The sequence below is a fragment of the Janthinobacterium sp. HH106 genome, assembly GCF_001758725.1.
In the GTDB taxonomy this organism is placed as follows: Bacteria; Pseudomonadota; Gammaproteobacteria; order Burkholderiales; family Burkholderiaceae_D; genus Janthinobacterium.
In genome coordinates, this window is sequence record NZ_LRIC01000002.1 from 186,114 (window position 1) to 209,699 (window position 23,586).

Sequence of the window (23,586 nt, forward strand, 5' to 3'; positions counted from 1 at the left end):
GACAACTTTAGCAAAATTGCGCGACATCTTCCAGTCCCTGCCATATAATGAGAATCATTATCATTTATATCGCCGGATCCGCTCTTGTCTGCCTTTTCTTTTCCCCCGAATGACGCCGCCTTGGCCGCCAGCCTCTTTACGGGCCACCAGGGCTGGCTGCTGCAGCGCTTGCTGTTGCGCTTGCGTAATCGGGCGGAAGCCGAGGATGTGGTGTCGGAAACCTTTGTGCGCGTGCTGCATGCGGGAAGATTGTCCGCCATCCGCGAGCCGCGCGCCTACCTGACGACGGTAGCGAAAAGCATCTTGCTGCAGCAGTGGCGGCGGCGCGATATCGAGCAGGCGTATCTGGAGACCCTGGCGCTGCTGCCCGATGCCGTCCAGCCGTCGCCGGAGGAACGCGCCGTGCTGCTCGAAGCGCTGGAACGCCTGTCGCGCGCGCTCGAGACCCTGTCCGCCAAGGCCCGCAGCGCTTTTCTGATGAGTCAGCTCGACGGCTTGACGTATGCGCAGATCGCCGCCCGCCTGGGCGTGTCGGCCAGCATGGTGCGCCAGTACATGGCGCAGGGCTTGCGCTGCTGCCTGGCGGTGGCGGACGCGGCATGAGCGTTGCTTCGTCCGTCCAGGATGCCGCCATCGGCTGGCTGGTCGAACTCAGCTCGGGCGAAGCGGACGAAGGACAACGCCAGGCCTTCGCCCGCTGGCTGGCCGCCGATGCGCGCCATGCGGCCGCTTGGCGTACGTTGGGGCAGGCTGTCGAGCACAGCGTCGGCCCGCTGCAGGCAGCGGGCGGGGCGGCGGCCGTCGGGCACACCCTGGCGCGCGCCGCGCGGCACGATGACCAGCGGCGCCAATGGCTGCAGGGCGTCCTGTGCCTGGCGGGCGCGGCGTTCGGCGGCGCCTGGCTGCTGCGCGGCAGCCCGTTTTTGCCGGACTGGAGCGCGGACCTGCACACGGCCACGGCCCGGCGGGGCCGCTACACGCTGGCTGATGGCAGCGTGCTGACCCTCGACGCCCGCTCCTCGGCCGATACGGATGTCCGTCATGAACACCGGCAAGTCGCCTTGCGCCAGGGCCAGTTGCTGGCGCGCGTGGCACCTGTTGCCAACGCGCCGTTCGTGCTGCGCAGCGCGCATGGCACGGTGACGGCGCTGGGCGGCGAGCTGATGCTGCGGCGCGAAGCGCGCGGCACCGTGGCGCTGGCCGTGCGGGGCGATCTCGACGTGCGTCCGGCCGGCAAAGGCCTGGCGCGCGTGCTGCGCCAGGGCCAGGCGGCGCGGTTTGACGAGGATCGATTGACCCTGCTGCCCGGCATGGCGGCTGGGCAGGCGACGGCGTGGGAGCAGGGCATGCTGGTGGCTGTCGATGAGCGGCTGGGCGACGTGGTGGCCGCCTTGCGCCCGTACCGCCACGGCTACATCGACATCACGGCGCAGGCGGCGGCGCTGCGCGTGTCCGGCAATTATTCGCTCGACGACAGCGGCGCCACCCTGCTGGCCCTGGCCGAAACCCTGCCCTTGACCTTGCGCCAGGGCCCTGGGGGCTGGTGGACGGGACTCGACCTGAAGACAAGCTGACATATTTTTTGCGCCGGCACTGTCACTTTCGGCGCGCCGCGACTCATACCTGGTGTAGCCCCACTTTTCCTTCACCATCAAGATAGAGTCCCAGCATGCCACCATTGTTGATGCGCCAGATTCCCCTGGCTGTAATGTTACTTTCCTGCGCCGCGCCCACCGTCCTGGCGCAGACGCCACCGGCCCACGTCGCGTCGGCCACCATGCGCTACGATGTGCCGGCGCAGCCCCTCAATGCCAGCCTGATCGCCATTGCCAGCCGTGGCGGCGTGCGCATTTCCATTGATGCGGACCTGGCGCGCGGCGCCAGCGGAGCGGCCGTGCAGGGCGATTTCACGGCGGAGCAAGCCTTGCGCCGCGCCTTGCAGGGCACGCGGCTGGCCCTGCTGAAGACGGACAGCGGCGTGTATACCGTGCAAAGCGCCGCGCAAGCCGCGCCGCAGGCCGCCGCCCAGCTGGAGGCGACCATGCCGGAAGTGGTCATCACCACCAACTACCTGGGCCAGGTGACGGAGGACACGGGTTCCTACACGACGGGCGCCGTCAGCACGGCGAACCGCCTGGTGCTGTCGCCGCGCGAGACGCCGCACGCGGTCAGCGTGGTGACGCGCCAGCAGATGGATGATTTCGGCCTGGTGCAGCTGAGCGAGGTGCTCAATCACACGCCGGGCGTGTATGTGCAGCACATCGACAGCGAGCGCACGATTTATTATGCGCGCGGCTTTTCGCTCGACAATTTCAGCTACGACGGCTTGCCGTGGACGCGCGACGCCTCGCTGAACCTGGGCGAATCGCTGGCCAATATGGATCTGTACGACCGGGTCGAGGTGCTGAAGGGCGCGAATGCGCTGATGAGCGGTGCCGGCACGCCGGGCGCCACCGTCAACCTGATCCGCAAGAAACCCACGCGCGAATTGCGCGCGCTGGCCGACCTGTCGGCCGGATCGTGGAGCAATTACCGCGGCATGGCGGACGTGGGCGGTCCCCTGAACGCCAGCGGCAGCGTGCGCGCGCGCGCCGTCGCGTCCTACCAGGACAAGCACTCGTTCGTCGACCGCTACCAGCGCCGCTCCGAACTGGCGTACGGCACGCTGGAGGCGGATCTGTCGCCGCGCACCTTGCTGACCGTGGGCGCCGACTACCAGCACACGGTGCCGCGCAATAGCGACTGGGGCGGCGCACCGCTCTTCGACGCGGACGGCAAGCGTTTCACCATGCCCCGCTCGTTCAACGGCGCGCCCACCTGGAGCACGCAGCAGACGGAGGCCAAATCCGTCTTCGCTTCGCTCGAGCACACCTTCGACAATGGCTGGCTGGCCAATTTGCGCCTGATCCACCAGGCCAACGCCCTGTATGCGCCCGTCGCCTACCTTGACGGTTTTCCGAAGGCGGACGGCAGCGGCACGGCCGTCACGGCGCGCCAGTACAACAGCGATGCCACCAGCAATGGCCTGGACGTGTACGCCAAGGGCCCGTTTTCCCTGCTGGGCCGCACGCATGAACTGGTGGTGGGCGCGAACGCCTACCGCAAGCAATCGGACGACGTCTTCAGTCCGTATACCTTCATCAAGGTCGACAATATCTATACTTACCGTGGCGTCGTGCCGGAGCCGCAGTGGGAACTGGACACGGCCCGCGAAGTCATCCGCCAGAAGGCCGTGTACGCGACGGGCCGCTTTTCGCTGCCGCAAGGCGTGCACGTGATTCTGGGCGGCCGCCTGTCGTCCTACGTCAACCCCACGGCCGATATCGACGAGTCGTCCATCTTCACGCCGTATGCGGGCCTGACGTGGGACTTCGCGCCGAATTTGACGGCGTTTGCCAGCTATAGCGACATCTTCAGTCCGCAAAACAGCCGCGACGTCGACAACAGGACCCTGGACCCCGTGCTGGGCAAGAATATCGAGGCGGGCGTAAAGGGCGTGTTCCTCAACGGCCGCCTGAACGCCAGCGCGGCCGCCTTCGAGGTGCGGCAGGACAACTTCGCCGAGTCCGTCGATGCGGTCAACAAGGTGACGGGCATGGACGCCTACCGCGCCGTCGACGGCGTGCGTTCGCGCGGCGTGGAACTGGAAGTGTCGGGTCAGCTGATGCCGGGCTGGCAGCTGCAGGCCGGCTACACGCACAAGGTGGCGCGCGATGCGGGCGGCAAGGTCAATACCCTGGCGCCCGAAGACCAGCTGAGCCTGTACAGCACCTGGCAGCCGATACCGCGCCTGACCGTGGGCGGCGGCGCCCGCTGGCAATCGCATACCTGGCAGCAGACCCGGGCCGTGCGCGGCGGCATGACCACCGTGCACCAGGGCTCGTATGCCGTGTTCGACGCCATGGTGCGCTACCAGCTCTCCGGCCGGCTTGCCCTGTCGTTCAACCTCAACAACCTGACCGACCGCGCTTACTACGGCATCAGCACGGGCCGCAGAGTCAGTTACGGCGATCCGCGCAATGCCATGCTGAGCCTGAATTACCGCTATTGATAACAGTTGCCGTCGGGATGCGGCAGGGGAATGGGGCAGGGCTGCAGGGGCGTTGCATCGTCTATCCATGCGCCAAACAGTGGCGTGCTGCTATTTTTAGTGAGGCGTGAATTATTTTGCAAACTGGAGGTCTGATTTTTAGATATCTATACGCCTGTGCAACGTCCTTTGTGCGGTGTCGTGGTCCATTATGTCAACGGGGGGAGGGGTATGTCATCCGGAAATCAATCCTCCCCGCCGACAGAAGCGTCAACGCCAGTTGAGGTGCCACAGAGAAACGATGCCAATGCCGCACGCTTGGAAAACGTCAATCATCTGGCATCATTGGCCTACAAGATAGCCCTTGCCATTGGGGCCATCGTCGTCTTTTCATATTTATTCTCGATTCAGTTTTTCCCTGCCTCCTTGGCGCCTGGCGAGGTGGTTTTATTTGTCTTTATTGCACTGGCCTTCAGTTTCATATATGGCTTATTCTGGATGTATGGCACTTTCTCGGCATTGTGGGTGCTGCAGCTTGCCATTTGGCTAATGCCAAAATGCCGGTTCAGGCGTAAAAAATTATCGTCGTTTCGTCCATGGCGATATATGCAGGAAATAGCGGCCCTTCCGACTTCTCGCTGGTGGCCCGGCTTGCGTTGGATTCCCACAAGAATACGTCATTTTCGCAAGGCAGCGACGAGAAGTAGCAGCAGTCCATTAAATAACATTCCGGGTCCGCTGCGTGGCGCCTTTCCATCGTTATTTTCCATTACTGTATTCATCGTGATGTTGAGTCTTGTTCTCGTCAAAGGCTTGATGGTTTTTACCTTGCTATGGATAGGCTTCTTCCTGGCCGGTCTTTTCACCTTGTCGATGCTGATTGCGGTGAAATCAGGCTGGCCGGCAGACGCGGTTGCGCGCGGCTCCCTACGTCCAATTGTTTGGTGGCAATATGCTTTTTTCTTTTTCTTTTTCTTGCCCCTTGCCATCGTACTCTTTTACGCTGGCCCCACCAGATTGTCGCAGATGGCTTTCGAAGCCATGGGTATTCGCAGCCCGAACGTCAGTATCGAGGTAGCTGAGGCCGAATTGGGCGCGGTTGAACGCGCCAGCGAATTGATCGGCAGGCCCATTCTGGACTGTCGTCGCACTGCAGCAGGGCGACTGTTATTGCACGGTGCGGATGTATTGTGGACAGGCATAGGCACTACCTCTCTTGTGAGCTTCAGCCTGCGAGGGCCGGATCGATCGACAATCTTCGGCACGGAACAAGTGGTGCGGAGAGAAACTATCCTCCGTTTTGATTCGGCGTCATTGCGTGTCATTACCAGCAGTCCGGCGATCGATATGTGTTTCGACCTGAAGCATGAGCTGGGATTGGCATCGCGTGGTGACGAGTTGAATGCTCATATACTGGAGCGGCTGCACGACGCCGTCCTGACAGTGCGTGGCGCCGGTGTTCCGCGCAGCATGCTGGTGCTGGTGCAAGGCGTTGGCAAGGATGTGGTCCTTCCCAAGGATAAAGATGGCAATAAGTATGTGCAGCAGGCGCAGTTACGCGCCCGGGTGATTGCGAATGCAATCCGTCAGATAATGCATGACGACAATATCAAGATCGTGTCGGAAGGACGATTGAATACAGAAGCTGAGCATGTTCCTCTTCTGGCGGGGCCATGTATAGCGGATGATCGCATGGATTCATCTGAATGGAAGCGATGCGATATGCCGATTTTTAACGTTGAGTTGCACGTGAAATACGCGACCGCGCATGTGGACGAGCTCAGATAGGCACGAATCGTGTTGCTACCAGTGCCCGCCCTGCGCGCACGCCAACGAGGGACTGCTACATCAGAACCGGTACGTCAAGGTCCCTCGCACGCTGCGCGGCGCGCCATACGTGCCTTGCGCATAGGTGTTGATGTTGATGTATTTCTTGTCGAGCACGTTTTCCACGTTCAGCTGGGCCGTCAGCTGGCGTGACAGCTGGCAGGTGGCCATCAGGCTGACCGTGCTGTAGGCTTGCTGCGTGACGCGCTCTTTGCCGTTCGGGCCCGCATCGTCAAAGTAGAACTTGCTTTGCCAGTTGACGCCGCCGCCCACGGTGAGGTCGGGTCGTACTTTCCAGGTGGTAAACAGGCGCGCCGTCGAGCGGGGCGACAGGGTGTTGATATCCTGCTGTTCGCGGTCCTTGGCGCGGAAGTGGCTGGCGCTGGCCGTCACGTTCCAGCCTGGCGCCAGGCGGCCCGACAATTCCCCCTCGATGCCGCGGCTGGTGGCGCCGCGCGCCGCGTAATACGCTTGCGTGGTGGTGCCGGGGACCCGGTGTGCGCCGTCGGGCTGGGCCAGCTTGTCCTGTTTGATCTCAAAGAGGCCGATGGAGCCGTTGGCCTGGCCGCCGGCCCATTCTCCCTTCACGCCCACTTCCATGCTCTGGCCCGTCAGCGGGTCCAGCCAGGCGCCCGCGCGGTCCTGGTTTTCCTGCGGGCGGAAGATGTCCGTGTAGCTGGCATACATCGAATACGTGTCGTTCAGGTCCACCACCAGGCCCGCGTAGGGCACGAACTTGCTCTTGGCGAAGGCGAAGCGGGCGCTGCCGTCAAAGCCGGTGCGGTCCTTGTCCCAGCGGCTCAGGCGTCCGCCGACGATCAGTCTGGTGCTGTCGGCCAGGTTCAGGCGCGCCGCGCCATACGCGCCGTATTGTTTCGTCGTGTATTTTTCCGACAGCACGGGCTCGCCCCAGGCCGGCTGCGGGTAGCTGCCATCCCAGGCGAGGAAATTGCCGATCGGTTCGGGATCGAGCGCTTCCTTGACGCTGAATTGCGCGTGCTGCACCGTGTAATTGGCGCCGACGATGACTTCATGTTCGCGTCCGCCCAGGGTAAACGGGCCGGACAGTTTCAGGTCGGCGCTGCTCTGGTCGCGCGCGCCGATGTAGCGGTTCGGGTAACCGAGCATGCCCAGGCCCGTGATGCGGTCGGGCCGCTCGGCCAGGAACAGCAGCGGCGTGTCTTCCGTGTGCTTGCTGTACATGGCTTGCGCCTGCGCCTTCCAGCCCTGGCCCAGCGCGTGTTCCAAGGTGGCGTGCACATTCGTCTGTTCGGTGGCCCAGGCGGCCCAGCGGGGTGCCGTGGTGACGGAACGGTCGAAATCGGTGCGCGAACCGTCGCTGTACCACAGGGGGAAGCCGCCCCAGTTGCTGCCTTTCGGATCGTTCTTCTGGTAGCTGGCGCCCACCATGATCACGCTGCCGGGCGCCAGGTCCGCCTCGGCGGTGGCGTAGACGAGCTGGCGCTGGTTCGAATAGCCATTCGTAAACGACTTGCGGTCTTGCCAGGCGCCCGCCACGCGGCCGCGCACGGAGCCGTCTGCGTTCAGCGGCGCGGCCAGGTCGACGGTGCCCCGGTAATCGCTCCAGGAGCCGGCCGCCAGCGACCATTGCCCCTCGAACTGCCTGGCGCTGGCCCGCTTGCGCACCAGATTGATCGAGGCGGACGGGTAGCCGGCGCCCGTCAGCAAGCCCGTGGCGCCCCGCGTCACTTCCACGCGGTCGTAGATCAGGGAATCCATTTCCGATTCGCCGCCCGAATACTGCACCTTATACGTGGTGGGCACGCCGTCGTACTGGAAATTGTCGACGTCGAAGCCGCGCGCGGAAAAGGTGCTGCGCTCCGTGTCGAACTGGTTGACGGCGATGCCGGGCGTATTGCGCAGCACGTCGCGCACCGTCAGCAAGTCCTGGTCATCCATGCGCTGGCGCGTGATGACGCTGACCGATTGCGGCGTTTCGCGCAAGGACAGCACCAGTCCGGTGGCGCTGGCCGTGGCCGGCGTCGTGTACGAATGCGTCCCTTCCGTGCTGGTGCTGCGCTCGGCCGTGGCGCGCACGGCGATGCCGGGCAGGGTGGTTGCCTCGCTGGCGGACGGCAGCCTGCGCACGGCGTAGTGGCCGCCGCCCTGGTCGACCGCAATGAGGCCGCTGCCGTCGAGCAGGCGGGCAAAGCCGTCGGACACCTGGTAATTGCCGCTCAAGCCCCGGCTGTTCAAGCCGGCGTACAGGCTGGCGGCGCCGGAAATGCTGACGCCCGCCTCGGCCGCAAAGGCGGACAGGGCGGTACTGAGGGGACCGGCTGCCACCTGGTAGTGGCGCGCAGGCGCTTCCTGATGCTGGGCGAATGCGGGCGGCGTCAGGGCCAGGCTGCCCAACAAGGCCAGGGTCATGCTGGTGTTGCGGTAGTGCTTCATTGCTTGTTTCCCTTCGTTCATGTGTTGGTCCTGTGTGGATTGACGGGGCACATGCGCGAAAGGGACATTTTTTTAAAATATTGATGCGGGTTCGATGGAAATCCACCAGCGGCTGTGGCGCTGCACGCGGATGGGTAGCGATGCTTGCAATAGTGATAACAATTGATCCGTATCATGCAATTGGTACACGCCCGACACGCGCAGCCGCGCCACGGCCGGGTCGCAGCGCACCACGCCGTGGCGGTAGCGGCTCAGCTGCGCCAGCACGTCGGCCAGCGGCGTGTCGTCCGCGTACAGCAATCCTTTGGTCCACGTGAACGCATGCGGCGCCAGCGGCTGCGGCGCGCTGGCGGCGTCCGCGTCGAAACTGGCTTGCCAGCCCGCCTGCAGAAGGACGGGGCTGCCTTCGGCGGGCCGCACTTCGACGGCGCCCTGCGAGATGGCCACGTAGGTGTGCGCGCCCAGCAGGCTGTCTTCCTGGCGTACCGTGAAGCGCGTGCCGAGGGCGCGGATGCTGCCATTGCTGGTGCGCACGATGAACGGCCGCCCGAGGGCATCGGGGCTGGTTGCCACGTGAATCTCTCCGGCGCGCAAGTGCACCAGACGCAGGGATGCGCTGAAGGCGATGTCGGCGGCACTGGCCGTGTTCAGGCTCAGGGCGCTGCCGTCGGCCAGGGGCACATGGCGGATTTCGCCCGTCGCCGTGCGCAGTTCGGCCGTCCACGCCTGCCATGGCGGCACTTTCAGCATGGCCCAGCCGCCTGGCCCGGCGGCGATCAGCAGGGCCAGGGTTTTCAGGGCGGCGCGGCGCGGCGCGCCGGACGGACGGTCGAGCACCGGCATGGCCAGCGGCGGGGGCAGCATGCCGAAGGTGCGGCAGACTTGCTCGGCCCGCTGCCAGGCAGTTTCATGGTCGGGGTGGGCGGCGCGCCAGCGGGCCAGGTCCTGCTGCGCATCAGCGTCCAGTTCGCCGCCTTGCAGACGCATCATCCAGTGCGCCGCCACGCGCGCGGCGCGCGCATCGAGGGTTGCGCCCATGTCAGGCCAGCAGCAGGATGCATTGCTCGAACGCCTGCACCATATAGCGCTTGACGGTGCGCTCGCTGATGTTCAGGCGCGCGGCGATGTCCGCATACGCCATGCCTTCCAGCTGCGACAGCAAAAAGGCCGTGCGCACCTTCGTGCCCAGGCCATCGAGCATGGCATCGATCTGGTGCAGCGTTTCCAGGATCAGCAAACGCTCCTCCGCCGATGGCGCGGCGGGTGCGGGCAGCTGCGCCAGGGTGGCCAGCCAGGCTTGCTCCAGCGACTGGCGGCGGTAGTGGTCGATGAGCAGGCGCCGCGCCACGGTGGTCAGGTAGGCGCGCGGTTCGCGCAGAGTGGCGACAGGTTCGCCAGGCGTGGCCAGCAGCTTGACGAAGGTATCCTGCGCCAGGTCGGCCGCATGATCGGTGCAGGACAATTTGCCGCGCAGCCAGCGCAGCAGCCAGGGATGGTGCTGGCCATACAGCAGTGCGACAGGATCGGCGGCAGGGGATACGGCATACGTCACGGCACACTCCAGTTGGCGCGGAAGTCCCGTGCCGCTGGCGCATGCAGGCCCTTCTTAAATGCGAATGGTTCTCATTTTACATTGACGCGCCCGAATGTCAATGCGCTGGCTCAGTTGGCATGGCCATCATGGCATTTCCGCTATACTGGCCCCCCAATAATATTGCCGCCACCAGCCGAAAATCACCATGGACCTCAGTACCCACGCCGCCGTCGTCAATTGCGAAGCGTATCGCGACGGCAGGAAGATCGCCCACTTCGACATCGACAAGGTGGGCGACTTTCTTGGCGACCCCGATTGTTTCGTCTGGATCGGCATGGCCAGCCCCGACGCCACGGCCATGCAGGCGCTGCAATCGGCCTTTGGATTGCACGAACTGGCCGTCGAGGATGCGCAGGGCGCGCATGAGCGGCCCAAGCTGGAAGAGTACGGCGACACGCTGTTCATGGTGATGCACACGGCCACCCTGGACGGCGACGCCATCGTCTACGGCGAAACCCACGTCTTTCTCGGCCCCCGCTTCATCATCACTGTGCGCCATGGCCCCTCGGCCGGCTATGCGAAGCTGCGCGAGCGCAAGGAAAGCGTGCCCGAGAAGCTGGCCAGCGGCCCCGGCTACGTGCTGTATTCCATCATCGATTTCATCGTCGACCAGTACCAGCCCTGCATCGACCATTTGCAGGCCCGTTTCCAGCACTATGAATTGCAGCTGTTCAAGCCCAGCCTGAGCGAAGACAAGCTGCAGGATTTCTACCAGCTCAAGACGGAGCTGCTGAAGCTCGATGCGGCCGTCAATCCCCTGCACGACATCTGCACCCAGCTGATCCGTTTCCATGGCGATATCGTGCCCAAGGAAAACCGCATCTATTACCGCGACATCCTCGACCACGTCAAACGCGTCACGCACACGGCGGGGCAGATGCGCGAACTGGTCAATTCGGCCATGCAGGTGGCGCTGGGGCAGATTTCGATCCGCCAGAACGAGGTCGTCAAGCGCCTGGCCGCCTGGGCCGCCATCCTGGCCGTGCCCACCATGGTCTTCAGCCTGTACGGCATGAACTTCGAATTCATGCCGGAACTGAAGTGGCGCGGCAGCTATCCGGCCGTGATCGTCGTCATCATCGCCGGCTGCTGCTGGCTGCACCGGCGCCTGAAGCGCGAAGGGTGGCTGTAGCGGCAGATGGCCGGCATGCAAATATTGGAGAGTTTTGCCGCGCAATCAGCTGCTACGATGAAGTGGCATGGCAATGCGGTTGACGGCAGGTGGCTGAACCTCCTTGGCGTGGATAGCGGTCCGGCCGGCGCTGTACCCCAGAGCTGCCGGTGCGGACCACATTGCCTGTCCGGCGCCACAAGGCTCCTGTAACCCGGGAGCCTTCTTTTTTTGCCTATTTCACCAGCACCGCCGCAGCCGCCTCGAGGATCAGCGCGGCCACCTCAACGGGACGCGAGGCCAGCGAGGCGTGGCTGCTGGGTTTATGCTTGCGGCGCGGGTCGCCGAAGGCAGAAGGGCCGTCAATGCGGCTGTGCCCGGCAACAGCAGGCGGCGGGCGTGGCAATGCGTGCTGGCGGCCAATGCGCTGCTCATGCCGTAATCCCGTGAAGAAAGGCCGATGGCCTGCCGGGCGCGCTAGTGCGACACCAGCACCGGTAACGTCATCTCTTGCAGCACCGTGCGCGTGACGCCGCCCAGCAGCGCCTCGCGCAGGCGCATGTGGCCGTAGCAGCCCATCACGACCAGGTCGCAGTGCCGCTGGGCCGCCATGGCCAGCAGGGCCGTGCCCACGTCCTGGCCCGGCGGCGTGTCGTGCTGCAGCACCTCGACGTTGACGCCGTGGCGCGCCAGGTACAAGGCCAGGTCGGCGCCCGGCTGCTCGCCGTGCGCGGCCGGCTGGGCGTGCGAATTGACGACGGCCAGGGTCACTTGCCGGGCCCGCTGCAGCAGCGGCAGCGCATCGGTGATGGCGCGCAGCGCTTCGGCGCTGCCGTTCCAGGCCAGCAGCGGATGCTGCGCGATGCCCGCTGGCGCGGCGCAAGGCGCGTGCGGCACCATCAGCACGGGCCGGCCGCAATGGAGCATCAGGTATTCGGCCGTGCCGGCGATGACGCGCGACGGCGTATCCTGCGCATCCGTCTGGCCCAGGATCAGCAGGTCGCAATAGCGCGCCTGCAGCAGCAGCGCGCCTTGCGCATCGTCGTCGACGAAGCGCGTTTCGTAGGTGCCCAGGCCTTCCTCGCGGGCAATGCGCTCGAAGTCGTGCAAGGCCTCGCTGGCCTGGGTGCGCAGCGCCTGCATCTGCGCCGGTGCAAACTGCAGCGCGTTGACGCCGCCGCCATATGCGTAGCGCGAAATGCCGCTCATGGCCGAGCCGATCAGGTGCGCGCCTTCGGCAACGGCCAGGCGCACGGCCAGGCGGATGCGCTGGGCGCAATGGCGGGAATTGTCAACGTGGACCAGCAGGGTGGTGTAGGGCATGGCGTTTTCCTCGGTTGTTGGTTGTCAGGTCTGCAGCACGTAGCTGCCCGGCGCATCGCCCAGGTCGGGTCCCATGGCCGGCGGCGCCGCTTGCGCGCCCGGGCGTTCTGCCAGCCAGGCTTGCCAGGCGGGCCACCACGAACCGTCATGGTGCGCCACCTCGCGCTGCCAGCTGTCCGCGTCGATGTAGGGCGCGTCGTGGCGGTGCGTGGCCAGCTGGTAGCTGCGGTGCGGCTGGCCCGGCGGCGAGACCACGCCCGCATTGTGGCCGCCCGAGGTGAGCAAGAAAGTGACGTCCGTGTCGGTCAGCAGCTGCAGTTTGTAGACGGAGCGCCACGGCGCCACGTGGTCCGTCAGGGTGCCGACGGCGAAGACGGGCGCCTTGATGTCGGGCAGGGCGATGTGGCGGCCCGCCGTGCGGTAGCGCCCTTCGGCCAGGTCATTGTGCAGGAACAGACGGCGCAGGTATTCCGAATGCATGCGGCAGGGCATGCGGGTGGCATCCGCATTCCAGGCCATCAGGTCGCTGTCCTGTTCGTCGAGGCCAAGCAGATAATGGCGCAGCTGGCGCGACCAGATCAGGTCGTTCGAGCGCAGCAGCTGGAAGGCGCCCGCCATCTGTTTCGTATCGAGATAACCCTGCTTCCACATGGCCGCTTCCAGGAAACTGACCTGGCTCTCGTCGATGAACAGCGACAGTTCGCCCGGTTCCTTGAAGTCCACTTGCGAGGCCAGCATGGTCAGGCTGGCCAGGCGCATATCGCCGTCGCGCGCCATTGTCGCGGCGGCGATCGCCAGCAGGGTGCCGCCCAGGCAATAGCCGGCCGCGTGCACCTGCGGCGCGCCCGTGAGGCGAGTAATGGCATCGAGCGCCTCCATCACGCCCAGCTGACGGTAGTCTTCCAGCGACAGCTCGCGGTCTTCTTCCAGCGGATTTTTCCAGGAAATCATGAACACCGTGTGGCCCTGGCCCACCAGGTAGCGCACCAGCGAATTGTGCGGCGACAGGTCGAGAATATAGAACTTCATGATCCACGCCGGCACGAACAGCAGGGGCGTCGCATGCACCCTGGCGGTCGCGGGCGCGTATTGGATCAATTCGATCAAGTCGTTGCGGTAGACCACCTTGCCCGGCGTGACGGCCACGTTCACGCCCACCTGATAGGTGCGCTGGTCGGGCGCATGCGCGCCCATGGCGGCGCGCTGCCAGTCGTCGGCTGCGTGGGCCATGCCGCGCGCCAGGTTGGCGCCGCCGCTTGCCAGGGTGGCCTGCTGCACCACGGGATTGGTCAGCAGGAAGTTCGACGGCGCCAGCATGTCGAGCCACTGGCGCACGGTGAACGTGACGACATCCTCGTGGTGTGGCGCGACGCCGCGCACGCCCGTGGTGGCGCGGTGCCACCATTGCTGCTGCAGCAGGAAGCCCTGGTAGACCAGGTTGTAGGGCCAGCGCCGCCAGGCCGGGTCTTCGAAGCGCCGGTCCTGCGGCAGCGGCGCGATGCACGGCGGCTCGGCGGCGCCGCCAGCCATGGCCGATTGCATGGCGTACTGTTGCCAGCGGCCGATCTTCTTCCACGCTTCCTGCAGCAGGGCTTGCTGCTTCGATGGCGCCAGCGCCAGATGGCTGAGCCAGTCGGCATAGGCGTTGCCCAGCGCTGCCGGCGAAATACCGCCCGTAAACTTGCCCAGCCAGGCATTCAGCAGCAGGTCCAGGGAGGCGCCTTCCGGCGCGCTTTCCGGGTAGTCGGGCGCCGGTACGCCTTGCCAGGCGCTGCCCAGGCGCTCATGTTCCACGTTGTGCTGCGCATCGCTCGGCTGCGTCTTGCTCATCCACGGCTCCTGTCATTTTTTTACAGGATAGCAAGAGCTTGTTTAAAAAATTATGATCTACATCAAGTTTGGCCGGATGCGTGCAGCATATGGCTTGCCGCCTGGATGGCCGCCTCCGTTTCCTGCACAAACAGGCGCAACTGCTCTTCCAGCGCATCGAGGCGCGCCAGCAACGCGCCCTGCGGCGCCTTGGCCGCTTCGCGCTCGATGGCGGCGGCGATGGCGACGGCCGGCGCGGCGCGGAAGTTGGCCAGCAGGCCGGCCAGGGTGTGGGCTTGCCGGCTCACGGTGGCCCGGTCGCCTTCCCGCATGGCCGCCCGCAAGGCATCCAGCTGCGCCGGCAGGGCGGTCAGGAACGATGCGCCGATGATGCCGATCACGTCGGCATCGGCCTCGGCCAGCGCGGCCCCGTAGCCGAAGCGCGGCGTGTGCTTGTTTATTTGCAGCACATGCTGCTCGATCAGACTGTGGAAGGCGGCCGCGCGGAACGGCTTGGACAGGTAGTCATCCATGCCGCCGGCGATGCAGCGTTCGCGGTCGCCTTCGAAGGCGCTGGCCGTCATGGCGATGATGACGCTTCTCGGCATGCCTTGCGCTTCGCGCGCGCGTATCTGCGCGGTGGCTTCGAAACCGCCCATTTCCGGCATTTGCAGGTCCATCAGGATCATGTCGAAATGGCCGGCGGCCTGGCAATCGAGGGCGATGCGGCCGTTGGCCGCATGCGTGACGCGGTGGCCCGCGTTCGACAGCAGCACGGTGGCCAGTTCGCGGTTCATGGCGTTGTCCTCGACGAGCAGGATGTCCAGGCCGGGCGTGCCTTCGCTTACGGTCTGGCGCGTCGCCACGGGCGCGGCGCTGGGCATGCCGCGGCAGGTGCCCAGCACGCTCATGGTGACGGCCAGCAATTCCTCTGGACTGGCAGGCTTGAGCAGGTAGCCGTCGATGCCCAGTTCGCGGCAGCGCGCCGCGTCGCCCAGGCTGCCGCAGGACGACAGCACGACGACGGGCACCTGGCTCCAGTGGGGCAGGGAGGACAGCGCCGATGCCGTGTCGAAGCCATTCATGCCGGGCATGGCGAAGTCCATGATGATGCAGTCCGCCGGCAAGGCGCCGCGGCAGTGCTCCAGCGCCGCCTCGCCGGACTCGCAGGCCGTGACCATGGCGCCGCTGTGCTCGAAGATCCGGCGCAGGATGGTCAGGCTGCTGGGATTGTCGTCGACCACCAGGATGGCGCGTCCCGCCAGCGAGGCACCGGGCGACGGCAAGGACTGCTGTTCGCCGATGGGCAAGGCCAGGTCCACGGTGAAGCAGCTGCCCTTGCCCAGTTCGCTCGACAGGCCGATGCGGCCTCCCATCATCGTCACCAGGCGGCGCGTGATCGACAGGCCCAGGCCCGTGCCGCCGAAGCGCCGCGTGGTCGAACCGTCTTCCTGCTGGAAGGCGTCGAAGACGGCCTCCTGCATGTCGGCGGCGATGCCGATGCCGGTGTCGCGCACGCACAGGCGCAGGCGGGCCATGCCGTCGCCGCTGGCGCGCAGCCTGGCGCTGACGACCACCTCGCCCTGCGGCGTGAACTTGATGGCGTTGCCCGCCAGGTTGGTCAGTACCTGGCGCAGCCGGCCCGGGTCGCCGAGCAGGGTGTGCGGCAGCGCGGGATCGACGTCGAGCACCAGTTCCAGGCCGCTGGCCTGCGCCCGCATGGCGTGGGCGCGCATGGTTTCCTGCAGCAACCGGTGCAGGTCGAAGGGGATGCTTTCCAGGGTCAGCATGCCCGCCTCGATCTTCGAGAAATCGAGGATGTCGTTGATGATGCACAGCAGGGCGTCGGCCGAGGCCTTGACGATTTCCAGGTACTTGCGCTGGTGGGCATCGAGGTCGGAATCGAGCACCAGGTCCGTCATGCCCAGGATGCCGTTCATCGGCGTGCGGATCTCGTGGCTCATGTTGGCCAGAAATTCGCTCTTCGAGCGGCTGGCCGATTCGGCCACTTCCTTGGCCAGCAGCAGCGCGCGCTCGGCCGCCTTCTGACTGGAAATGTCGACGATGGTGCCCACCAGACCGTGCAGGCTGCCGTCGGACTTCAGCAGGGCCGCCTTGCTGCACAGGACATCGACCTGCCGCGTGCCGACGATCACCCGGTCTTCATATGTGTGGTTGCCCCGGTCCTGCAGCAGCGCCACGTCGTGCTGCCGCGCTTGCTGCGCCTGCTGCTGCGGCAGGATGTCCGCCACCGTCAGGCCCGCGATGCGCGCCTGGTCGAGATGGAAGAAGGCGCAAAAGGCGCGGTTGGCGCGCAGGTAGCGGCCGTGCACGTCTTTCAGGTACAAGGGGATGGGAATGGTCTCGATCAGCGCATCGACGAAGTTGAGGTTGTGCCGCAGCTCGCGCGCCGCCTGGCGCCGCTCCGTGATGTCCGTCAGGCTGCCGGTGATGCCGGCCAGCTGCCCCAGTCCATCGCGTTCGGCGCGCGCGCACACGTCGATCCAGCGCACGTCGCCGTCGCGGGTGACATAGCGCGCTTCATGGCGCATGCTGTCCACCTGGCCGCCCAGCAGCTGGGCCAGGCCGGCCGCGGCGCGCTCGCGGTCGCGCGCATCGACGAATTGCAGGATATGCTTGCCCAGGCTGTCGGCGGCGTCGAAGCCGGTGATGGTGTGCCAGGCGGGATTGAGGAAGGTCCAGGCGCCGTGCAGGTCCGTGCGGAAGACCACCTCGTTGAGGCTGTTGACGACGTTGCGGTATTCGCGTTCGCTTTTCGCGATGGTCTCGGCCATGCGCTTGCTGTCGCTGATTTCCGTGCGGATGGCGATGTACTGGTATGGCTTGCCGGCCGCATCGAGGAAGGGCACGATGGTGGCGTCCACCCAGTACTGCCCGCCATCCTTGGCATGGTTGCAGATTTCGCCATGCCAGACCCGGCCGGCGGTAATGGTTTGCCACATCTGCGCAAAGAAGGCGTCCGGATGCGCGCGCGAATTGATCAGGCGGTGCGTCTGGCCGACCAGCTCTTCGCGCGCGAAGCCGCTGATGGCGCAGAATTTGTCGTTGACGTAGATGATGACGCCGGCCGTATCGGTGACGCTGATAATGGCGTGCTGGTCCATCGCAAAGCGCTGGTTCTGCAGTTCGATGCGGCGCAGCTCCTGCTGCGCCACCAGTTCGGCCAGCAGCACCGACAGGCCCTCGATATCGCCTTCCTGCGGCAGGTGCAGGCCGGATTCGTCGTTGTCGAGCAGGCGCACGGCCGCCACGCGCAGCGACTGGATCACGCGGTTGCGGCTGGCCAGTTCCGTGCGCAGCAGGTCGTTGGTCATGCTCAGTTCATTCGAACTCAGTTCCAGGCTGCGCGAGCGCAAGTCCAGGTCGCGTTCGGACTGGTCGTAGGCGCCGTCGATGCGCTGCAGCAGGGCTGGCAAGCCGGCCAGGAAACCGGCCAGTTCACGCGGCGTGTCCGCTTTCCCGCACAGTGCCTGCGCCTGTTCCAGCAAGGCGGCGCAGGCGCTTTCCGAGTCGATATCGCAGACGCGGTTCAATTGGCGGGCGAGGGTGCGGTTCATGCTTCGCTCAACACAGTCACGGTCATCGTCTGGTTGTGCAGCTGGCAGCTGCCATGCGGCTGGGCGATGCCGATTTCGCCGTTGGAGTAAAAACCGGCGATACAGGACGCGCCGCCCAGCAGGTCGGCCACCGCTTCGACCTCTTCCTCGGCCCGGTCGCCCATCACCAGCTTGCGGCCCACGCAGCTGACCAGCAGGGCCAGCTGGTCGCCCTGCGCATCGGCATGGGGCACGACGCCGCGCGCGGCCGTCTCGGCCCCGTCGATCAGCCGGTTGGTACTGGAATGCATGAGCTTCAGGTAGCCGTCGGCGAGGATGTCGCCGGCCAGGGTCAGCGAACCCTGTTCTTCGTCGACGGCGAGGATGGTGCGGAAGACATTGCTTTTTTCATGCGCGGCCGTGAGCATTTCAAACGGGAACAGCAGGCCCGACGCGGGCAGATCGCGCGCATGGTCGCCCAGGTACAGCTTGTAGATGTCGAGCGCCCGCGCGCCATCGAGGCCATACAGCACGTTGTCGACGCAGCGCGTCACCTTGCGCGCGGGGCCGAACGCTTCCCAGCCCGCATGGCTGCCGTAGCCGAGGCGGATATGCTCGCCGTACAGGCCGACGGCGACGATGGTATTGTCGGCCGCGCCGCGCGGACCCAGGGTCCAGGTCTGGCGAAAGGCGCCGCCGTCCGCCGCCAGCCCGCCCGACACCGTCACGCCCGGCGGCAGGTTCGCCTGCAGGCCGGCGATGAGGGCGCTGCCGTTGATGGCCACGCCCGTGCCCAGCATGAAGACGGCCGTCAGACCGTCCTGCGGCAGCGCCTGCGCCAGGCGCTCGCCCGCCTCGTGCGAATCGGCCATGTCGCAGATGATGGCGTCGGCAATCGCCACCGTCGTGCGGGCGAAGCGGATGGCGGTGATGACGCAGCTGTCGTCGTAGACGCGCTTGCCGGCGATCTCGCCAGCCGTGGAGCAGCCGGCGATGACGGCGCCGGGCAGCTGGCGGCGCAGCGCCGCGTTTAGGCCGGGCGTGGCAAAGTAGGGGCAGGCGCCGAACACCAGCACCAGGTCGGGCGCCATCGCGGCCAGGGGCGCCAGGGCGGCATCGAAGTCGGCATGGTTTTTCAGGATCAGTTGTTGCACGCGCATGGCGGGCTCCTCGCTTACAGTGGGTGGGCGTGTTGCGGGACGGGGTCAGGCAGGCTGTCGCGGATGGCCAGCACCTCGTCCCAGGCGCCCAGGAAGGCGTCGAGGCAACGCGGGCAGAAATGGCTGCCCCTGTTTTGCTCCAGGTACTGGCGCGCCTGGGCCAACGGCCAGGCCGGCTTGTACGGGCGCTCCGAACTCAGCGCGTCGAAGACGTCGGCCACGGCGACGATGCGCGCCGACAGCGGTATCTGCTCCTCCGCCAGGCCGTCCGGATAGCCGCTGCCGTCGTATTTTTCGTGGTGGCCGCAGGCGATTTCCTCGGCCAGGCGGATCAGCGGTGAGTCGCTGCCGGCAAGGATATGGCCGCCGATTTTCGCGTGCTGGCGCATGATGGCCATCTCATCGGGGTCCAGCCGCCCCGGCTTGAGCAGGATATGGTCGGGCGTGGCCAGCTTGCCCACGTCGTGCATGGGCGCCGCCTTGAGCAGCAGGTCCTGCCATTGTGCGTCGAGGCCCAGCTCCCTGGCGATCAGCGCCGAGTAGCGCGCCATGCGCATGATGTGGGCGCCCGTTTCGGGGTCGCGGAATTCGGCCGCCCGCGCCAGGCGCGTAACCAGTTCCATCTCCCTGGCCGTGACGTTGGCGATCGCCTGTTCCACTTCGTGTTCGAGCAGCTTGGCGCGGTCGGCCAGCATGGTTTGCGCCGTGCGCAGGGCCAGCAGGTTGCGCACGCGCAGGCTGAACTCGATGGTGTCGACAGGCTTGGTGAGAAACTCCGTCACGCCCAGCGAAAAAGCCTGCTTGCGCACGGCGTGGTCGTTTTCGGTGGTCACCATGATGATGGGGATGTCGGCCATGCCCGGCATCTTGCGGAAAATGCTGAGGAACTCGTTGCCCGACAGGCTGGGCATCCGGTAGTCGAGCAAGACAAGGTCCGGCACATGCGACTCGCACCAGTACAGCGCATCGACGGGATCGTTCATGCAGACGGGTTCGATGCTGCTGGCCTTGCCCGCCAGGGTCGCCAGCAGGCTCAGGTTGGTGTCGTTGTCATCGACGATCAGGATGCTCATGGTGTCTCCGGCGGGGCGGGTTCGGGTGGTGGCGTGGCTGGTGGCTGGCTCAGGCCGCCAGTTTTCCGCCGGCGTGCATGCCCATGCCCGCCAGCAGGCTGTCGATGTCGAGTACGATCAGCATGCGCTCGTCGAGGGCGCCGATGGCCGTCACGTGGCCGGCCATGGCTGAACCGTGCAGCTGCGGCGGCGGCTTGATCTGCGCCGGCGCCAGCGGCACCACGTCGGCCACGCGGTCGACCACGATGCCGGTGGCGCCATGCGCGAAGATCAGGATGATCACCACGGTCGAGGCGTCGTAAGCGGGTTCGGCCTGGCCCAGCGCGATGCGCAGGTCGACCAGCGGCACGATGCTGCCGCGCAGGTGGATGAACCCCTTGAGGAAGGCGGGTGCGTTGGCGATGCGGGTGACGGCGCCGTAGCCGCGGATTTCCTGCACCAGGCCGATGTCGATTGCATATTCCTCCTTGCCGAGTCCGAAGACCAGCAATTCCCGGGCATCCGCTTGCGCCAGCTGGCTCGCTGCTGCGGCATGTGTCGTGATGGTTTCCATGTGCTTGCTCCTGTCAGGTGCTGCGTGATGCGTGAAACTGCGAAGGGTGTCGGGCGGGATTCAAGCCTGCTCGACGCGGTTGCGGCCATTGTTCTTGGCCTGGTACAGCGCGGCATCGGCTTGCATGAAGGCCGCCTTCCAGTCGCCGTTGTCGGGTAGCGGCGCCATTCCGATGCTGATCGTCACCGGAATGGACAGCTTGCCGAACTCGAAACGCGTCTCTTCCACGGCGCGGCGTATGCGCTCGGCCACCTGGCAGGCCATGCTCATGTTCGTATGCGGGAACAGGAAACCGAATTCCTCGCCTCCCACGCGGGCGACGACGTCCGAGGCCCGCGCCTGGAACTGGAACACGGCGGCGATGGTTTGCAGGACGGCATCGCCGGCGGCATGGCCATGCTGGTCGTTGACGTGTTTGAAGAAGTCGATGTCGGCGATGCCGATGGCCAGTGGGGTGTGGGCGCGTCTGGCACGCGCGGCCGCGCGCACGGCTTCGACCTCGAAGGCGCGGCGGTTGGGCAGATGGGTCAGCGGGTCGCTCAGGGCGATGCGCTGCAACTGCTGCCAACGGGCCGCATTCTGCTGTTCGAGCGCGCGCTCGCGGCGCTGGTCGATGAAAAAGGCGCCCATGTAGTTTTCGTCGCCGAGCTTGCCCAGGTCCATGGCCTTGAGCACGATGGGCAGCATGGAGCCGTCGTGGTGGCGAATGGCGAAATGGCGTTTGTGCCCGAGTACCCTGGACTTCTTCTCGCCGGCCAGATAGGCGCCGATCTGCGCGCCATGCTGCTCGCGCACGGCATCCGGCAGCAGCGCCTCGATCTGCTGGCCCGCCAGGCTGCCCTGCGCATAGCCGCTCAGCGCATACATGGCGTCGTTCGCATACTGGATGCGTGAAGCGGTGTCGATGATGACGGCAGCGTCTTCTGCGGCGTCGAGCAAGCGCAAGGCCAGGACTTTGTTCATGCGTATCTCCCTACATTGGTGCGGATTTCCCGAGTGGCGAAAGGCACGATGTCGTCGCATCGTTTTCGTTTCCCCATATCAATCATCATACCTCAAATAAAATAGAATGCAATGAATTTCATGATTTTAATGATTTGTGTTTGCCGTGCAACTGCCGTCTTGTTTGCAATATTGCCTCGAGACGCTGTGTTTTTCCTCTGTTGAGGCGAAAATCTATCCATTTGTCATCATTTCAAAAGTGATAAATTCGTTTAAATTTTTTATTTAAATGTTGTAATTGGTTAAATCATGGAGCAAAATGAATTTGATCTAAGTCAAAAAGATGGCAAATAGAGGCAAGTTGTTGGCAAGGCGCCTCTCGTCACTTGTCAGGATCTGTGCAGGAAAGAGCAGTGTTGTTCAGGCCAGGGCGCGAGCCCGCTTCTTTTCGGGTGGCGCCGCCATTCGCTTGTGTAGGACAGGGGAGATAGAAATGCGTACAAATATGCCGGTAACGAACAGGGAATATGTGCTTCATGACGGTCAGACGGTGGTATCGAAGACTGACCTGAAGGGCAACATCACCTATGTCAACCAGGATTTTATCGATATCAGCGGCTTTTCGGCCGAGGAGCTGATCGGCGCGCCGCAAAACATCGTGCGCCATCCGGATATGCCGGCCGAGGCCTTCGCCGACTTCTGGCGCACCATCAAGAGCGGCAAGGCGTGGACGGGCATGGTCAAGAACCGCTGCAAGAATGGCGATTACTACTGGGTGGAAGCGAATGCCGCGCCGATGCTGGAAAATGGCCAGATGGTGGGCTACACCTCGATCCGCGTCAAGCCCAGCCGGGAACAGGTGGCCGCTGCCGAGCAGGCATACCAGGCCATCAAGCAAGGCGGCACGACGCTGGAAGTGCGCGAGGGCGTGGCCGTGCACCGCTCGCTCGTGCGGCGCCTGAATCCGCTGGCGCAATTGACGCTGCGCGCCCGGATGTCTCTCGTGTTCGGCTCGCTGGCGCTGCTGTTCGTTGCCGCGCCGGCCATCTCCTATGTGGCGTCGGGACACGCCGGCATGCCGATGCTGTTCAGCACTCTCTGCGGCGTGGTGTCGTGCGCGGCCGGCGGCTACACCGTGCAGCGCGCGGCCGTGGTGCCGCTGGAGCGCATGCGCGGCGATATCGAGCGCATGAGCGCGGGCGACCTGTCGGGCAACATCAGCGCCAGCGGCAACGACGAACTGACGGCGGTGGCGCAGGCGCTGCGCGTCCTGCAGACGAACGTCAAGCTGCTGGTCGGGCAAATCAAGGAATCGACGGGCGTGGTGGGCCGCGGCGCGGAGGAAATCGCCGCAGGCAATGCGAACCTGTCGCGGCGCACGGAGTCGCAGGCCAGCGCACTGGAAGAGACGGCGTCGTCCATGGAAGAACTGACCGGCACGGTCAGGCAGAATGCCGACAATGCGCGCGAGGCGAACCGCCTCGTCAGTACCGCCTCCGAGACCGCGCACAAGGGCGAACAAGCCATGTCGCAGGTGATTGCCACCATGGGCTCAATCCAGGACAGCTCGCGCAAGATCGTCGACATCATCGGCGTGATCGACGGCATCGCCTTCCAGACGAATATCCTGGCGCTGAATGCGGCCGTCGAGGCGGCGCGGGCCGGGGAACAGGGGCGCGGCTTTGCCGTGGTGGCGTCCGAGGTGCGCAGCCTGGCGCACCGCTCGGCGCAGGCGGCCAAGGAAATCAAGGTGCTGATCGGCGATTCAGTGGACAAGGTGGGGGCGGGCAGCCGGCTGGTGCAGGATGCCGGCAAGACGATGGGCGATATCGAGCAGTCGGTGCGCCAGGTGGCCGGCTACATGGCGGACATTACGGCGGCCAGCCAGGAGCAGAGCGAGGGTATCGAACAAATCAACCAGGCCATCACGCAGATGGACGACGTGACGCAGCAAAATGCGGCCCTGGTCGAGCAGGCCGCCGCCGCCGCGGCCGGCATGCAGCAGCAGGCCGTGCAACTGGCGACGCTGGTCGATTCCTTCCAGCTGGTGCGCAGTGTGGCGGCCGGCGCGGCGGCCCGGCCGGCAGCCCGGGCTGCCGCGCCGCGCAAGCAGTTATCAGTGACGAGCCTGCTGAAACCGCAGCTGGCGTGATGCCGCGCCAGGCGCTGGCGCTGGCGCTGGAAAAGCCCGC

At 65.3% G+C, this 23,586-nt stretch carries 17 protein-coding genes; 6 read left to right on the forward strand and 11 right to left on the reverse strand.

All coding sequences use genetic code 11. The features are described from left to right. Positions 1-84: 84 nt before the first annotated feature. From JAB8_RS01500 to JAB8_RS28775, 4 genes are all read left to right on the forward strand, one after another. On the forward strand, positions 85-603 hold the full coding sequence (locus JAB8_RS01500; RefSeq protein ID WP_070217884.1) for a sigma-70 family RNA polymerase sigma factor: 519 nt from the start codon (positions 85-87) through the stop codon (positions 601-603). Further along, positions 600-1,574: a FecR domain-containing protein gene (locus tag JAB8_RS01505; protein ID WP_070217847.1), complete on the forward strand. Its 975-nt coding sequence runs from the start codon at positions 600-602 to the stop codon at positions 1,572-1,574. The genes JAB8_RS01500 and JAB8_RS01505 overlap by 4 nt, the downstream gene beginning before the upstream one ends. A 95-nt stretch (positions 1,575-1,669) precedes the next feature. After that, positions 1,670-4,051, forward strand: coding sequence for a TonB-dependent receptor (locus JAB8_RS01510; protein ID WP_070288142.1), 2,382 nt, complete (start codon positions 1,670-1,672; stop codon positions 4,049-4,051). A 210-nt stretch (positions 4,052-4,261) separates the two neighbouring features. Further along, positions 4,262-5,818 carry a hypothetical protein gene (locus JAB8_RS28775; RefSeq protein ID WP_139142894.1) on the forward strand — a complete coding sequence of 519 codons (1,557 nt, stop codon included), beginning with the start codon at positions 4,262-4,264 and terminating at the stop codon, positions 5,816-5,818. Between the two features lie 60 nt (positions 5,819-5,878). Here JAB8_RS28775 and JAB8_RS01520 read toward each other — a convergent pair whose 3' ends face one another. From JAB8_RS01520 to JAB8_RS01530, 3 genes are read right to left on the reverse strand one after another with little or no spacing between them, the layout of a single operon-like run. Then, positions 5,879-8,293, reverse strand: coding sequence for a TonB-dependent receptor (locus JAB8_RS01520; protein ID WP_070288146.1), 2,415 nt, complete (start codon positions 8,291-8,293; stop codon positions 5,879-5,881). A 51-nt stretch (positions 8,294-8,344) separates the two neighbouring features. Then, entirely contained in the window at positions 8,345-9,310 is a 966-nt protein-coding gene (locus JAB8_RS01525) for a FecR domain-containing protein (protein ID WP_070288147.1), read from the reverse strand. 1 nt (position 9,311) lies between these two features. Next, a complete protein-coding gene (locus JAB8_RS01530; RefSeq protein WP_070288149.1) occupies positions 9,312-9,824 on the reverse strand; it encodes a sigma-70 family RNA polymerase sigma factor in 513 nt (170 codons plus the stop codon). A gap of 187 nt (positions 9,825-10,011) precedes the next feature. Here JAB8_RS01530 and corA point away from each other — a divergent pair, with 187 nt between their 5' ends. Further along, positions 10,012-10,998 (forward strand): magnesium/cobalt transporter CorA, encoded by a 987-nt coding sequence (gene corA, locus JAB8_RS01535; RefSeq protein WP_070217858.1) that lies wholly within the window; start codon positions 10,012-10,014, stop codon positions 10,996-10,998. Between the two features lie 214 nt (positions 10,999-11,212). On the opposite strand, the gene JAB8_RS29360 is transcribed toward corA, so the two are convergent. From JAB8_RS29360 to JAB8_RS01570, 8 genes are all read right to left on the reverse strand, one after another. After that, positions 11,213-11,383 carry a hypothetical protein gene (locus JAB8_RS29360; RefSeq protein ID WP_175445141.1) on the reverse strand — a complete coding sequence of 57 codons (171 nt, stop codon included), beginning with the start codon at positions 11,381-11,383 and terminating at the stop codon, positions 11,213-11,215. A gap of 71 nt (positions 11,384-11,454) precedes the next feature. Further along, a complete protein-coding gene (locus tag JAB8_RS01540) occupies positions 11,455-12,300 on the reverse strand; it encodes a universal stress protein (protein ID WP_070288151.1) in 846 nt (281 codons plus the stop codon). 24 nt (positions 12,301-12,324) lie between these two features. Continuing rightward, positions 12,325-14,130, reverse strand: a complete 1,806-nt coding sequence (locus tag JAB8_RS01545; protein WP_083287520.1) for an alpha/beta fold hydrolase — start codon at positions 14,128-14,130, stop codon at positions 12,325-12,327. Between the two features lie 62 nt (positions 14,131-14,192). Continuing rightward, positions 14,193-17,687, reverse strand: a complete 3,495-nt coding sequence (locus JAB8_RS01550; RefSeq protein ID WP_070288153.1) for a PAS domain S-box protein — start codon at positions 17,685-17,687, stop codon at positions 14,193-14,195. Further along, on the reverse strand, positions 17,684-18,826 hold the full coding sequence (locus JAB8_RS01555) for an FIST N-terminal domain-containing protein (protein WP_070288155.1): 1,143 nt from the start codon (positions 18,824-18,826) through the stop codon (positions 17,684-17,686). Before JAB8_RS01555 ends, JAB8_RS01550 begins: the two co-directional genes overlap by 4 nt. Before the next feature lie 14 nt (positions 18,827-18,840). After that, positions 18,841-19,899 carry an HD domain-containing phosphohydrolase gene (locus JAB8_RS01560; RefSeq protein ID WP_070288156.1) on the reverse strand — a complete coding sequence of 353 codons (1,059 nt, stop codon included), beginning with the start codon at positions 19,897-19,899 and terminating at the stop codon, positions 18,841-18,843. Positions 19,900-19,948: 49 nt separating this feature from the next. Next, positions 19,949-20,452 carry a chemotaxis protein CheW gene (locus tag JAB8_RS01565; protein WP_070217875.1) on the reverse strand — a complete coding sequence of 168 codons (504 nt, stop codon included), beginning with the start codon at positions 20,450-20,452 and terminating at the stop codon, positions 19,949-19,951. A 60-nt stretch (positions 20,453-20,512) separates the two neighbouring features. Then, positions 20,513-21,415, reverse strand: a complete 903-nt coding sequence (locus JAB8_RS01570; protein ID WP_070288158.1) for a sensor domain-containing diguanylate cyclase — start codon at positions 21,413-21,415, stop codon at positions 20,513-20,515. A gap of 508 nt (positions 21,416-21,923) precedes the next feature. Between JAB8_RS01570 and JAB8_RS01575 the strand changes: the two genes are divergently transcribed. Beyond that, positions 21,924-23,546, forward strand: a complete 1,623-nt coding sequence (locus JAB8_RS01575; protein WP_343216093.1) for a methyl-accepting chemotaxis protein — start codon at positions 21,924-21,926, stop codon at positions 23,544-23,546. Positions 23,547-23,586: the final 40 nt, after the last annotated feature.